This is a genomic window from Cyclobacterium sediminis, assembly GCF_054781075.1.
In genome coordinates this window covers 136,332-150,124 of the sequence record NZ_BAAGVC010000001.1, presented here as the reverse complement: position 1 = coordinate 150,124, position 13,793 = coordinate 136,332, and the positions used below count along the sequence as shown (strand labels likewise).

The 13,793-nt window shown below is 38.5% G+C and carries 12 protein-coding genes; 6 read left to right on the top strand and 6 right to left on the bottom strand.

What is annotated here, in order from left to right; genetic code table 11:
* The first annotated feature begins 306 nt into the window (after positions 1-306).
* Entirely contained in the window at positions 307-1,005 is a 699-nt protein-coding gene (locus ACYVHJ_RS00570) for an SIR2 family NAD-dependent protein deacylase (protein ID WP_460511617.1), read from the top strand.
* 47 nt (positions 1,006-1,052) lie between these two features.
* On the top strand, positions 1,053-1,676 hold the full coding sequence (locus ACYVHJ_RS00565; protein ID WP_339902434.1) for a hypothetical protein: 624 nt from the start codon (positions 1,053-1,055) through the stop codon (positions 1,674-1,676).
* Positions 1,677-1,834: 158 nt separating this feature from the next.
* Here ACYVHJ_RS00565 and ACYVHJ_RS00560 read toward each other — a convergent pair whose 3' ends face one another.
* The 3 genes from ACYVHJ_RS00560 to ACYVHJ_RS00550 all read right to left on the bottom strand — a co-directional run bounded on the left by ACYVHJ_RS00560 (position 1,835) and on the right by ACYVHJ_RS00550 (position 5,229).
* On the bottom strand, positions 1,835-2,632 hold the full coding sequence (locus ACYVHJ_RS00560; protein ID WP_339902435.1) for a hypothetical protein: 798 nt from the start codon (positions 2,630-2,632) through the stop codon (positions 1,835-1,837).
* 168 nt (positions 2,633-2,800) lie between these two features.
* Entirely contained in the window at positions 2,801-3,820 is a 1,020-nt protein-coding gene (gene mgrA, locus ACYVHJ_RS00555; RefSeq protein WP_460511614.1) for an aldo-keto reductase family protein, read from the bottom strand.
* Between the two features lie 41 nt (positions 3,821-3,861).
* The gene (locus ACYVHJ_RS00550; RefSeq protein WP_460511612.1) at positions 3,862-5,229 is read right to left on the bottom strand and encodes an exonuclease domain-containing protein; all 1,368 of its coding nucleotides are present in this window, start codon (positions 5,227-5,229) and stop codon (positions 3,862-3,864) included.
* 165 nt (positions 5,230-5,394) lie between these two features.
* On the opposite strand from ACYVHJ_RS00550, the gene ACYVHJ_RS00545 reads away from it, so the two are divergent.
* Complete coding sequence (locus ACYVHJ_RS00545) at positions 5,395-5,937, top strand: DinB family protein (protein ID WP_460511611.1); 543 nt, start codon at positions 5,395-5,397, stop codon at positions 5,935-5,937.
* 3 nt (positions 5,938-5,940) lie between these two features.
* Positions 5,941-6,516, top strand: a complete 576-nt coding sequence (locus ACYVHJ_RS00540) for a sugar O-acetyltransferase (RefSeq protein WP_460511609.1) — start codon at positions 5,941-5,943, stop codon at positions 6,514-6,516.
* On the opposite strand, the gene ACYVHJ_RS00535 is transcribed toward ACYVHJ_RS00540, so the two are convergent.
* A complete protein-coding gene (locus tag ACYVHJ_RS00535) occupies positions 6,513-8,195 on the bottom strand; it encodes an acyl-CoA synthetase family protein (RefSeq protein ID WP_460511607.1) in 1,683 nt (560 codons plus the stop codon). The two genes, ACYVHJ_RS00540 and ACYVHJ_RS00535, sit on opposite strands and share 4 nt — an antisense overlap.
* A 201-nt stretch (positions 8,196-8,396) precedes the next feature.
* Here ACYVHJ_RS00535 and ACYVHJ_RS00530 point away from each other — a divergent pair, with 201 nt between their 5' ends.
* Positions 8,397-9,011 carry a DUF4230 domain-containing protein gene (locus ACYVHJ_RS00530; RefSeq protein ID WP_460511605.1) on the top strand — a complete coding sequence of 205 codons (615 nt, stop codon included), beginning with the start codon at positions 8,397-8,399 and terminating at the stop codon, positions 9,009-9,011.
* 114 nt (positions 9,012-9,125) lie between these two features.
* On the opposite strand, the gene ACYVHJ_RS00525 is transcribed toward ACYVHJ_RS00530, so the two are convergent.
* Positions 9,126-10,055 (bottom strand): DUF4249 domain-containing protein, encoded by a 930-nt coding sequence (locus ACYVHJ_RS00525; protein WP_460511603.1) that lies wholly within the window; start codon positions 10,053-10,055, stop codon positions 9,126-9,128.
* A 6-nt stretch (positions 10,056-10,061) separates the two neighbouring features.
* Positions 10,062-12,413 (bottom strand): TonB-dependent receptor, encoded by a 2,352-nt coding sequence (locus tag ACYVHJ_RS00520; RefSeq protein WP_460511601.1) that lies wholly within the window; start codon positions 12,411-12,413, stop codon positions 10,062-10,064.
* Between the two features lie 1,140 nt (positions 12,414-13,553).
* Here ACYVHJ_RS00520 and ACYVHJ_RS00515 point away from each other — a divergent pair.
* The gene (locus ACYVHJ_RS00515) at positions 13,554-13,790 is read left to right on the top strand and encodes a hypothetical protein (protein WP_339902730.1); all 237 of its coding nucleotides are present in this window, start codon (positions 13,554-13,556) and stop codon (positions 13,788-13,790) included.
* The last annotated feature ends 3 nt before the right edge of the window (positions 13,791-13,793 follow it).

Below are 13,793 nucleotides of genomic sequence, written 5' to 3'. Positions count from 1 at the left end.
TGAAACATGGGAAAAAGCGGAAAAGCAAAAAGGAGGGTCATTTTCAATGGCTCTCCTTTTTTGCTTTCTATCCAATAAAGCAGGTTTTATAAGAAATTAATTCCGAATTGACTTGCCTTCAGTAGAATTTTTATTGATTATTGAATTAGATTTTTATACTCGGGTTTTGCAATAGGATTAGTATTTCGGGTTAAATCAAACCATGCGCTAATGGAGAGCAAGTGGTAAAATTAGATGAAAAAGGAGCCATGTGGTACAGCAACATGCTTTTTAAAGTCAAAAGTTATTGCCTAGATTAAAATACAAATGAAAAAAATTGTTGTATTGACCGGCGCTGGAATTTCAGCAGAAAGTGGTATAAGAACTTTCCGTGATGACAATGGACTATGGGAAGGACATGATATCATGGAAGTGGCCTCGCCTGTAGGTTGGGAAAAAGACAAGGAAAAAGTGCTTGAATTTTACAATTTACGAAGAAAAGCATGTCTTGCAGCCAAACCCAATAAGGCCCACTTGAAATTAGCTGAGCTAGAAGAAAATTATGAGCTAACCATAATCACTCAAAATGTAGACAATCTTCATGAGGCTGCAGGTTCTTCTAAGGTAATCCACTTACATGGTGAGCTATTTAAATCGCAGAGCACCCTAGACCCAAATCTTATTTACAATATGGAGGGTTGGGAGCTAAAATTAGGAGACAGCTGTGAAATGGGGAGTCAGTTGCGCCCCTATATCGTTTGGTTTGGGGAAGCTGTCCCAAAAATGAGTGAGGCCATCGAGGCAGTAGCAAAAGCAGAAGCCTTGATAATCATTGGAACTTCCATGCTGGTGTATCCCGCCGCCGGACTGATTGATTATGCCCCCGAGGAAATTTTAAAAATTGTTATTGATTTAAAAATCCCTCATTTAAGTGCAAGAAAAGGAATCACTTGTATTGAAGAAAAAGCCAGTACTGGGGTCCTAAAAATGGAAAACATTCTTAAAAGTTGGAATTTTGGGGACTAATAAATTTATATTTTATAGTTTTGCCTTTCACTTTTAAAACCAATCCATTGGACACAGAATACAGCAGCAAAGCAACTTCAGAAATTTCCAGGGTGCTCATCAAAAGTATTATAAAATTGACTTTGGCAGGTTTGCTAATTGGTTTTTTCCATGCTTATGATTTTTGGATAGGTTTATTGCTCGCCATTTACCTTATTTACTCCATAGTAAAGAGATGGAAACGCAATGCCGAGGATAAAATGGTGTTTCTAACAGGCACCCTATTGGGAGGGGTTTTTGGGGTTTGCTGTGAATTGTGGGGAATTTATTATGGATATTGGGAATACCATGACCTTTCATTCAGTCGTAACTTTCCCTATTGGCTTCCCTTTGCCTGGGCCTTGGCCTTCACCTATATTTACCAGTTAGAAAAAGATTTATTTAGGGTTTTAGCCGTTTCTAAAGTGTCCACAAAAATCATCCTTTCCATAATTGTGGCAATGATTTTCCCCACTTACGGAGAAATCATCACCATTAATTTAGGCGTGTGGACGTATTCTTGGCCTTTTCAGGTATTTGGAGTGCCTCTATTGGCTATATTCCTGCTAGTTGTCTTCCACACTGGTGTCAACTTTTTGATGGTTTTACTATGCAAAAGATTGGGTTGGAAAAATCCAGTATTCAATCCATAAACGATAATCTTACCACCCTGAAAGCCCTTTGATTTAGGCATAAGATTTCAGGCCTCAGCAGCTGTCCCTCCAATAGTTCTTTGTCCCAATGATTGGAAATCATGGCTTTTCATCAAAAAAACTCCTACCTAAGCATCCAAAGATCAACTTTATTATTTTTATCTGACCACTGAATCCAAGGTAGCCAAATAAACCCACTTCTGATCCCTTGACTTTAAGCCTTCGATCATCGCCTCCTCTTCCTTATCTGTCATTTCCATGTCCTCATACTCCATAGAATTAAAGAACTGAATATAGTCCTTATAGATATTCATGGTTAAGTGAGTTGACTTGGCTTCACTACCTGTAGGAAGAGCTGTTCTAAGAAACCTCCAATCCTCCATCAGGTCATTGGTGATTTTTTTCTGATGAAGGGGAAGAAAAATTTCTTGCTCAGCTGTTTCATAATCCTGAAACTTACCTTCTACTGCCTTCATAAGATCAAACGTTGCCAAAATTCCGGGCTTATATTGGAAATTATCATCTGTCCTGGCTACTTCTATCATATAACTTCTGACAGCCAGGTCACGCATTTCCAGAGAAGAGGTGATTTTATTTTTTGCTTGTTCGGCACTCAGTTCAGGAAATGCCTGAACAGCACTATTTACCAATTGGTCTAAATTGTTTCCATTCATCATAGAAACAGGATCGTCGTAATAAGTGACCGTCAAATATTGAAAGTTTTCGCCTTCCAAATCAGATCCCGATTGAAGTGACCAGAAATCCCAGCCTTTAATATGACCATCTTCCTTTTCTTGTTCATAAACCTTGGTTAAAAACTCTTTGTATTCTAAATAATCCAGAACTTTATTGGGCTCCACCTTGATAAATTCCAAGACTAAAAATTGTTCATCTTGTCCATAAACATTGGCTACTGCAAACAGGGAGATTATCCAAATAATTAATTGCTTTTTCATACCTTATTATTTTGGGTTCCTAGCCAATATACAAAAATTAGAATACATTATATACCGATTATAATTTATTTTTACCTGTAAAAATAAATTTATTGGAAATAAAAAAAGCCCTAAATCCTCTCTCGAGTCATTAGGGCTTTTTAATTCCATTTATAAAAAAATCCTTTATTAATCCTTTAAGATGGCTTCAATTTTTTTCAGCTCTTCTGAGGAAAATTCCAAATGATCTAAACTTTTCACATTGTCATAAAGTTGGCTTGCTTTACTCACCCCAACAAGCACTGAAGTGATAGTGGGGCTTTTTAGTAGCCAGGCAATGGCCATTTGGGCCAAACTTTGTCCCCTCTCAATCGCCACAGCATTCAAGGCTTTCACCTTGTCCAAAATTTCCGGCGTTATGGCATCAGATTTTAAGTACCTGCCATCCTTAATTGCTCTGGAATCTTCAGGAAAACCGTTCAGGTATTTATCTGTTAAAACTCCTTGTTCCAGTGGTGAAAAAGCAATGGCTCCTATCCCTGAATCTTCCAAGGTATTCAAAAGTCCATCTTCTACCCACCTGTCCATCATATTATACCTTGGCTGATGAATCAAGCAAGGGGTACCCAATTCATTGAGTATTTTTGAAGCTTTTGCTGTGTCTGCTGCATTGTATTGGGAAATCCCAACATACAATGCTTTCCCCTGTCTTACAAGCAAGTCCAATGCCCCCATGGTCTCTTCCAGCGGTGTATCAGGATCAGGCCTGTGATGATAGAAGATATCCACATAATCCAACCCCATTCTTTTCAGGCTCTGATCCAGGCTGGCGATCAAGTATTTTTTAGAACCAAAATTGCCATACGGTCCAGGCCACATGTCCCAACCAGCTTTGGAGGAAATCAACAGCTCATCTCTGTAAGCCAAAAAGTCCTTTTTAAAAATTCTACCAAAATTCTCTTCTGCGGCTCCATAAGGAGGGCCATAATTGTTGGCAAGGTCAAAATGAGTAATCCCTAAATCAAAAGCAGTTCTTAAAATCTCCCTACCTATCTTAAAATCATCGCTATGCCCGAAATTATGCCATAAACCCAATGATATTGCAGGCAAATCCAGGCCACTGTTACCACACCTGCGGAATTTCATTTTATCATACCTTGAAGAGGCTGCCACATAGGTTTGCAATGGATCTTTGTCGTTTATTTTCATAAATTATTCGTTTTTATTATAAAGTTGTAAATTGGTCAATATTAACTATTCGCAAGATATATTATATTTTTTTCAGGGATTTTATCCCAATAAGACTTTAAAAGATAACGGGTTTCAATTACTCTTTTTACCGGCTTAAGCACTTCTATAACCTCCTCGGCCGATTGAAAGGATTGGTTCAAATCTATAAAACCATAGGCTGATAAAAAGCCATCCTCAAAAAATAAAGCTACCTCTTCTTCCGAATTTCTTCCGCGATCCTTTACAAGGAATTTTTCTCCTTCTAGCTTCACCCCTTCAATAACTTCATTGGCTCTTTTGTTATAATCTTCTGCAGCTTCAATGCCACAACAAGCACCATAACAATCGCCCAATTGAAAATCATAACAGGCTCCATTTTTCTTTTGGATTCCATTAAGTTTCGGGCAAAGTTTCCATTCTTCGTTTTTATCCAGAAGAAATTTCCAAGCTGAAGCATGGCTTGTAAAGGTAGCCAAAGGTCGGATCCCCGATACTACCTTATTGATCTGAAATCTCAGGTACCCTTCCATATCCGTATAGGAAAAAACACCCCAAGACAGGGCTTTCACTTTTAGTGACCGATTGTATTTTGGCCAAAGTCGCTTTATTTCCAAAGCCTCCAATAACAGGGCCAACAATTCACTCCCTGTAATTTCATAGCTTACATCAAAAATTTCAGATTTCAAATTTAATTTGGGCTTTCCGCTAAAATGACCGTTGAATCTACTCTGAATATTGACAGCTTTACCGACATAAATCACCTTTCCATTGGCATCATGAAAATAATAAACGCCTGTGGATTGAGGAATCTCATTAAATTTTTCCTTGCTGATGTTTGGAGGCAAAGTTAAGGCTTTGTGTTTTCCCTTTACCGCCTGTTCAATATGTCCTTCTTTGTCCTCCTGCAATAACTGTCCAAACAATATGGAAGTTGCCCAGGCATCCCCCATGGCCCTATGCCGGTCATTTACAACAATCCCTCTAGATTCACACAATCGACCCAGGCTGTAACTTTTTAACCCCGGAAACAACTTCCTACTCAACCTGACAGTACAGAGTCTTTTGGGCTTGTACACCATTCCCGCTCTTTCAAAAGCCTGCTTCACAAAGCTGTAATCAAATCCTACATTATGCGCCACAAAGACCTTACCTTCCAACAGCTTATAAAGTTTACCTGCTATAGCTGAAAATTTTGGTGCTCCTACCAGCATTTGAGCATCTATACCGGTTAGGCCAGTAATAAAGCCGGGAACAGACATCTCAGGATCCAATAGGGTCTCGAATTGGCCCGTAATTTGCTCTCCATCATGAAAAACCACCGCAATCTCAATGATTCTATTATTTGCAGAAAAGCCTCCGGTAGTTTCAATGTCAACGATTGCGTACATAAATAGGTTTTTGTAAATATAGCATTACCACAAACAAATTTGTTTCCTTAAAATTCTATTTGAATTAAAGGTGTCAAATTTGTAATATTAAATATTTAACTATCGAACGAAGTAAACAATTTCCTTCAGGTCATCTTTTTATTCAAAACTTATCAATAGCTCACAATGATCAAAGAAAAAGCAGATGCTTGGCAAATGGAATTAACTGAAATTTCCTGGCAATATGAAAAGGTTTTGGAAGACTTTGACCTTACTACCTTAAATCTAAAACCGGGTCCCAACCAATGGAGTCCTATGGAAATTTTGCAGCATTTAATTTTAGTTAACACTTCTTATTTCCCTACCTTCGACCAAATTATCCAACAGCAATACAAATCCCCATTCATGGGAAAACTCCCCTTTTATGGCTCAAAAATGGGTGAGATTATCCTTGCTTCCATGAACAAATCTTCTAAAATTAAAACTTTTAATTCATGGAAACCAACGGAAAAATTGCATAACAATGATTTAAAAATAAAGTTTTTTAAGCAACAAGATCAACTGTCCAACTATTTACAAAAATTAGAACCATTTTTGGGAAAAAATATAATGATAAGCTCTCCAGCAAACAAATGGATCGTATACCCTTTAGACATGGCCATTGAGATTATCCTTGCTCATGAAAAAAGGCATTTGTCTCAAATAAAAAACCTACTTAAAAGCAACTAACCGATGAAATCTGAAAAAGAAAAAATGCTCGCAGGAGAATTGTACCTTGCTTCAGACAAAACCCTCAGTGAAGACCGGTTCAAAGCCAGGCAACTGTTAAAGGAGCTTAATCAAACGCTACCCGGAGATAGCAACCACACCAATAATGTGGTCAATAAATTATTTAAACAAGTGGGCAAAGACTTTGGAATTGAACCTCCTTTTTTCTGCGATTACGGATACAACATCAGTATAGGAGATCAGGTATTTATTAATTTCAATTGTGTTATTTTGGACATTAATGCTGTGAATATTGGCGATAGAAGCATGCTGGGGCCGGGTGTTCATATTTATGCAGCCACCCATCCGATTGATGCAAAGACCAGAAGTAGCTTTCTTGAATTTGGAAAACCGGTAACCATTGGCGAAGATGTTTGGATTGGTGGTGGAGCAATTATTTGCCCTGGTGTAAGCATTGGTGATAGGAGCATCATTGCTGCAGGAGCCGTTGTTACGCGAGACGTTCCGCCCGATGTGATCGTAGGTGGCAATCCTGCTAGGGTAATAAAAGACATAGACCAAAAAGAAAAGATGGCTTAATTGGCCATCTTTTTTTCATGATTTTCCTTTATTATTCGTCTAAGAATTTTACCAACATTGGACTTGGGTAATTCATCTACAAAGTATATTTCCTTTGGAACCTTATAACTGGTCAGGCTTTCTCTGGAGAAAGCGATTAAATCTTCAGCATTAAGTGATTTATCATTGGCTATAACGTAGGCAATTACCCTCTCAGTAGACTTGTCATCAGGAATCCCTATGACCCCTACCTCATTGACCATATCATGGGCTGCTAGAGCGTCTTCTACCTCATTGGGGTAAACGTTGAAGCCGGAAACCAATATCATTTCCTTTTTCCTATCGACAATTTTGAAAAAACCATCCTTATCCATCACCGCAATGTCTCCGGTTTTGAACCATTCCCCTAAAAATGTATCTGCTGTCTCATCGGGTCTCTGCCAATAGCCGGGCATAACTTGAGGTCCTTTGACGCACAATTCACCTCGCTCCCCTAGCGGTAAATCATTACCTTCATCGTCTACGATTTTCACCTCAGTATTAGGTAAAGGAATTCCAATGGTCCCCAATCTTTCTGTACCATCTATGGGATTACAAGTAACCACAGGAGCTGTTTCTGTGAGCCCATAGCCTTCTGAAATAGGAATACCGGTTACTTCCTTCCAACGTTTGGCAACATAAGACTGTAAGGCCATGCCTCCGGCAACAGCTATTTTCAATGAACTAAAGTCCAGGGACCTGAAGGATTCCTGATTTAGCAATCCATTGAAAAGCGTATTGACTCCCGTAAACACACTAAAAGGGTGCTTTTTCAGGGTTTTACAAAAGGCCGGCATGTCTCTGGGATTTGTTATCAATACGTTGTGTGCCCCAATTTTCATCATCGCTAAACAATTTACTGTTAAGGCGAAGATATGATATAATGGAAGTGCAGTAATCACGGTTTCTTCTTTTTCAATCAGCTTAGGTTTCATCCATGCTGAAATCTGCTGCATATTGGCTACGATATTGGTATGGCTTAGCATGGCTCCTTTAGAAACACCGGTTGTGCCTCCCGTATATTGCAAAAAGGCCAAATCTTCTCCTTTTATTTGCTGCCTTTCATAGGGTTTGTTTTTCCCTGCTGCCATGGCTTTTTTAAATGTCCAAGCCTCCGGTATAGCATAGGCCGGCACCATTTTCTTTATGTATTTGACCACTAAATTTACTATCGAACCTTTTAATCCTCCTAGAGAATCTCCAATCTGGGTTACTACGATTTTTTTAACCCCAATCTTCTCTTTGATTTTTTCAAGGTTATGTGCAAAATTCGCAACAATGACAATGGCATCTACACCTGCATCCGAAAACTGATGTTCCATTTCTGATGAAGTATACAAAGGGTTGGTATTGACTACAATCAATCCTGCACGAAGGGCACCAAACATGACTATTGGATATTGGAGTAAATTAGGCATTTGAATGCCTATCCTGTCTCCTTTTTTTAATTTAAACTCATGCTGTAAGAAGGAAGCAAAAGTAGCAGACAATTGATCCAATTCATTGAATGAAATGGTTTTATCCATGCATTCATAGGCGATTGCATCTCCATATTTTTTTATACTTTCCTCAAAAAGATCTACAGCACTACTGTATTCCTCCGGATCAATATGCTTTGGAACAGCTTCCGGATAAAATTGAAACCATGGAAAATCCATCATAATTGTTAATTTGAGTGTATTGTTAAGGGCTTTTGTACTAATATATTCAATGTATTTCTTTTATTAAAGGTTTTTCGCATTAAGATTCAATCCATTATTTCTACAGGGCCTCAGATTCAACAAACAATTTTATAGGAAGACAATTTATTTCTCCTTTCTTTTGTTATATCAATAAGGTCATTCAGGTTTTAATCTAAAATTATGCTTAGATTTTTGGCGGGGATCATCACTGCAATTGTCGTTATTTGGTCGTTTCAATATTTCGTTGAAAAATCTAACCAAAAAGATGAAGTACAGCTTAATTCCGCTTTATTGGAACAGCAAATTCGTCAAGTAGGGAAGTTAATTGTGACTGAAGGACAATTCTCTCAGGTACTAAGTTATAAGAACACCAAGAAAAATTACTTCGATATTTTTTCAGCAAACAAAAAAGCATTGGTAATTGTGAATGCAAAAGTAACTGTCGCTTATGACTTGAGACAAATAAAAACAGAAATAGACCAAGAGAACAAACAGGTAGTTATTCTATCCCTACCGGACCCTGAAATCAACACTTATCCCGATCTTAAGTACTATGATATTAGCCAGGATTATTTCAATCAGTTTGACGAGGCGGATTATAATAAGATTAAAGGTAGTGTGGATAAAATGATACAGGCCAAGATTGATCAATCAGATCTCAAAGCCAACGCCAAGGAAAGGCTGATCAATGAGCTTTCCAAAATATATATTTTGACCAATTCTCTTGGTTGGAGTTTGCACTACCAAGAGACGACTATAGGGTCCGCATCAGATCTGGATAATTTAAAATTTTAAATGCAATTAGTAGCATTTTTTGCTATCGAATGATTCTCAATACCATTAAAAGTAAAACAGGCTTTTAATTAATGTCAAGAATATATTATAGAAACAGTAACCGGACATTTAATGTTATTGTTGATCAGAACCGGTTTCCACTTTTATTGACGAGACATTGCCTGTCATAAATATACCAATCCCATTTTCAATATTTGAATACACTTGAACAGGCTGTGCAAAAGGATCACCATCATTCCAGTCCTGCAATCCATAGGTAGACTGAAAATCATAGTAACTTTTAGATATATTTTTCAATACAAAATGAACTTCTCCACCGTCAACCTCCATTTCCATATAATTTCCTCCTGTAAAAAAATCTATACTCGCTTCTTTTCCATCAAATAACTTATCATCAATTATCAAACCGCCATTCAGGTAAAAATCACTTTCATAGCTGGGATTTTTGGGCTCTAGATAGATCGTTCGGCTATCATAATAATACACCTCATCTCCATTTTGGTCAATATAGTGATCCATACGGTAATAATAGGCTGATATCTCATAGAAATTTTCTCCCTCCGGATCATCAAATATGAGTGAAAAGTCATCCCCTGTCAACCAGGCATCAACATGGGCTTGCCCATTATAAACCAAATCTTTGATTGGAACCTGAACAGGAACAAATTCAGAAGCGCTTACCACAGAATATCCTTCGACAACGGCTTCAACAATGTATTCTTTTCCTCCCTCCACCATATGGTCTAAACTAACGTACTGCCCACTATCCTCATTGTATTCAAGGAAATAAGATTGACCTTCGATGGTTAATTTCACCTCTGCTGTGGTTATGGGTTCAAATTCCCAATCGTTGTCAAGAATATGTCTCGAATAAGTTAGCCTAACCTTCGGAAAAGTATTGTGGGTAAGGGTTGAATTTAAAACTACCTGAGGTTTTTCAAATGGGATGTCAATGTCCACAGTGGTTTCACAGGAGCTCATTAATATTGCCCCTAAAATAAATACATACAGGAAATTTCTTCGATAAGTTAGTATTGTATACATATTCATTTAAAATTTAAACCCGTAAGAAAATGAAGGAATTATAGGGAAGAGACTGTATTGTTTCACCTTTTTATTGCTTTGCTGATCATACCCAATATCCATAAAGAATGGGTTCATTCGGTTGTAAACATTGTATATGCCAAGGGTCCATTTCCGCTCGCCCCATTTTTTGGTTTTCCACCAACTGAAGCTTAGGTCAAGTCTATGATAGGCCCTGTTTCGGAAGTTGTTTCTACTTTCATAGTATTCTATATCCGGTCGCCATGAACCTCCAAAGCGGGTATCCACCTCGGCACCTTCATACCTTTGGGTGGGCAGTGATACTGCATTCCCTGTACCATACACCCAAACCAATGAAAAGTCTTTATTATCCTTCCAGTCATGGGTAAGGGCTATACTCACATCATGTCTTCTGTCATATTTATATGGAAACCATTCTCCAAAGTTAATCTCGTCAAATCTCCTTTCGGTATTGGAAAGGGTATATCCAACCCAGCCGGAAATTTTACCCACTTTCTTCTGAAGCAATAGCTCAATGCCATAACTTACCCCTTCTCCTACAGCTACTTTATCCTGCCAATCTTCATCCAGATTGAGATAAGTTGCCCCGTCTTTGTATTCAATCAAGCCATCCATGGTTTTGTAATAGGCTTCTGCGCTGAATTCAAACCCATTAAAGTTTTTAACCCCTCCTAAGGCTACTTGCATCGCTTTTTGAGGGCCTATATTGGCAGTAGCCGGCACCCAGAGATCAGTAGGCAACCCCAAACCTGCATTGGTTAACAAGTGGATAAATTGAGCCATGGTTACATAAGATGCCTTGATAGAGGTGCTTTCATTCACCAAGTACCTGGCAGATATCCGTGGCTGAAGTGAATTATAATGTTGGTTATCTGTGGTAAATCCTGAATAATGAAGACCTAAGTTGGCTTTTAAGCGAGTGCTGATATTGAAATCATCTTCAGCATATACCGAATACTCAGTGGAGTTCAGCTCATCTGCACCTAATTGAAGATCATTGTCACCAGTACTGCTTTTACTTGCATAAACACCGGGGGAGAACTTATGGAAAATGACATTGGTCCCAAATCTAAAATAATGATCCGGATTGGGAATAAATTCAAAGTCTGCCCTTCCTGCCCAATCTCTGATACCGGAGAAATACCTGTCCGAATAAACATTGGTTTCGGTGGTACCTAAACCGGTAATTGTCTCCTCATAATTGCTAAATAAATCAAAATTATAACGACTATAGGTAAAGGTATAGTTACTGAAGAGGCGGCTATTGATCACATTATTCCACCTAAGGGCGGAAATAAAATTGCCCCATTTCAAGCCAAATTCTTCATCATAATCTGTCCTTTCATTGTCATTGACATAAAAGTTTTTATACTTGGAATAGGCCTTGTCATCCCCAGAATATACACTCAGGTACAACCTGTTTTTATCATTTATGATATGGTTAACCTTGCCATTCAGGTCATAAAAATAATAGCCGATATTTTCATCTCCTTCAGTAGCAGCTTTGATAATCGGCTGGGCCAAAATATCCAAGTAAGTTCGTCTGGCAGATAGAATAAAAGATGTTTTGTCCTTTTTAATCGGCCCTTCAAAGGTTACTTTTGAAGCAATAAGTCCTATGGAGCCTTCTCCTTTAAACTCCTGCATATTGCCTTCCTTCATACTGATATCGATCACAGAGGAAAGACGACCACCGTACCTAGAGGGGAAGCCTCCTTTTATAAGCTCTACATTGTTGATGGCATCTGCATTGAACACAGAAAAGAAACCAAACAAATGGGAGGCGTTATAAACCGGTACACCATCCAACAAAATTAAATTTTGGTCAGGTCCACCTCCCCTAACATATAAGCCACTCCCGCCTTCGGTTCCTGATTGGACGCCGGGAATCAATTGCAATACCTTAAAAACGTCTACTTCCCCCATTAAGGCGGGCAATTCTTTGATTTGCTCGATGGGTACATTTACGGAACTCATCCTGGTGATCTCTTGAATTTGGTCCATATCAGATGCTGAGACTACCACTTCTTCAAGCGCCCCATCCGGCAAAAGCGTTACATTAATTACGGTATCTTTTTTTGCCTGGAATTGAATATGCTTGGCTTGGAAACCAACAAAACTAAAGTACAGGTCTAAACTATCTCCGGTAGTGGTGTAACTATAAAACCCAAACTGATTGGCCACTGTCCCCTTTTGAGAAACCTTGTCATAAATATTCGCTCCGATGAGGTTTTCACCTGTACCCTCTTCCTTAACGGTGCCACTTATGGTGATTTTCTGAGAAAACACTTGAAAAGCAAAAAGTATGAATAAAACGCAAAATGTAAGGAATCTCATTTTTTATATAAATAAGTACAATACCAAAAATAATTTGGCAAATATAATTGAAACCAATGACTTGCCAACCGCTATAGGAAATATTAAAGTAAACATAATGGTTGTATACCTCTTCTTTTATAAATTAAATAAAAATTCTTTTCGGAAACTTTATTTATTTACCCTATTAGAATTTAAGAAATTTTTCAGTAAAGGTTTCATTCCAATAAATAGGACCGGCCTTATCACAAGACGTAAAATCAATGCATTATGCTACACTATTTAATCGTAAATATTAGAATCAGAATTCATATTTCCGGACCCTGAGCAGAAGGGGTAGGTATCTCGGATTCGTTACCCTAAGGCTTCGACTCCGCTCAGCCACCGGTAGACAGATAACGCATGTTAAGACATATCGGGAATATTGGGATTGAACTCTCCCTTTTTTTCCTTGTCTTGGGGGATTTTGAGCTTTCAGCACTACAGTGACTTTTGCTGAACGAGGAATAGCGCATCTTTGAAAAACACAAGAGCCGAATGCGAAATGGCCAAAGTCTTTCCTTGTTTACCCTCTTCTCAAAAAGGCTTCACAATAAGGATCCGAAAAACAATAATAATTGTTTTAAAACGACCAATTGTTCTAAAAAAATCAGACCTGAAGGGTCTGAACTATAATAGTCGTGGGTTGCAACCCACGGGAATAAAAGATACCTCCTCCCTCAACACTGAAGGTGTTGAACAATTGCTAGTTATCCCTGATGGGAGAAAAAGTGAAAGTAGGAAAAGGTATCTCGGATTCGTTACCCTATGGCTTCGACTCCGCTCAGCCACCGGCATTCGGATAATCCATGTGAAAACATATCGGTTTTATTGGGATTGAAAAATCCCCAATATGATTCCTTTTTTCAATAGCCCTTAACTTTAACTGGGGGATGATGAATTACTCGTCTTCGTGGGTTTAGCCAAATCTTATTGTTAAGGCGTTTCCCTACAAATTTTGGGATTGGGGCAGTTTGTGTTTTTTTGTTGAAAGTTGAAAACTTTCGGCATTTTAGGTCTAAGTTATACTTTGCTAAACTTTGACCAGATGGGTCATTTTTTCTCAAAACCCCAGACCTGAAGGGTCTGAACTATAATAGCCGTGGGTGACAACCCACGGGAATGAAAGATACCTCCTCCCTCAACACTGAAGGTGTTGAACAGCTTCTAGTTATCCCTGATGAGACAAAAGTGAAAGTAGGAAAAGGTATCTCGAAGCAGTTACAGTTACCCTATGGCTTCGACTCCGCTCAGCCGCCGGTAGACGGTCTAAGCCGTGCGAAATCATATCGGCTATATTGGGATCGCCCCCCCTTTTTTCCCTTTAAAGGGGATTTTGATCTTTCAGCACTGCTTTGACTT

Coding starts and splice junctions, on each gene's coding strand:
- ACYVHJ_RS00530 (WP_460511605.1), top strand. CDS start 8,397: ATGCTTAGATTTTTGGCGGGGATCATCACTGCAATTGTCGTTATTTGG.
- ACYVHJ_RS00540 (WP_460511609.1), top strand. CDS start 5,941: ATGAAATCTGAAAAAGAAAAAATGCTCGCAGGAGAATTGTACCTTGCT.
- ACYVHJ_RS00570 (WP_460511617.1), top strand. CDS start 307: ATGAAAAAAATTGTTGTATTGACCGGCGCTGGAATTTCAGCAGAAAGT.
- ACYVHJ_RS00545 (WP_460511611.1), top strand. CDS start 5,395: ATGATCAAAGAAAAAGCAGATGCTTGGCAAATGGAATTAACTGAAATT.
- ACYVHJ_RS00525 (WP_460511603.1), bottom strand. CDS start 10,055: ATGTATACAATACTAACTTATCGAAGAAATTTCCTGTATGTATTTATT.
- mgrA (WP_460511614.1), bottom strand. CDS start 3,820: ATGAAAATAAACGACAAAGATCCATTGCAAACCTATGTGGCAGCCTCT.
- ACYVHJ_RS00535 (WP_460511607.1), bottom strand. CDS start 8,195: ATGATGGATTTTCCATGGTTTCAATTTTATCCGGAAGCTGTTCCAAAG.
- ACYVHJ_RS00515 (WP_339902730.1), top strand. CDS start 13,554: ATGAAAGATACCTCCTCCCTCAACACTGAAGGTGTTGAACAGCTTCTA.
- ACYVHJ_RS00560 (WP_339902435.1), bottom strand. CDS start 2,632: ATGAAAAAGCAATTAATTATTTGGATAATCTCCCTGTTTGCAGTAGCC.
- ACYVHJ_RS00520 (WP_460511601.1), bottom strand. CDS start 12,413: ATGAGATTCCTTACATTTTGCGTTTTATTCATACTTTTTGCTTTTCAA.
- ACYVHJ_RS00550 (WP_460511612.1), bottom strand. CDS start 5,229: ATGTACGCAATCGTTGACATTGAAACTACCGGAGGCTTTTCTGCAAAT.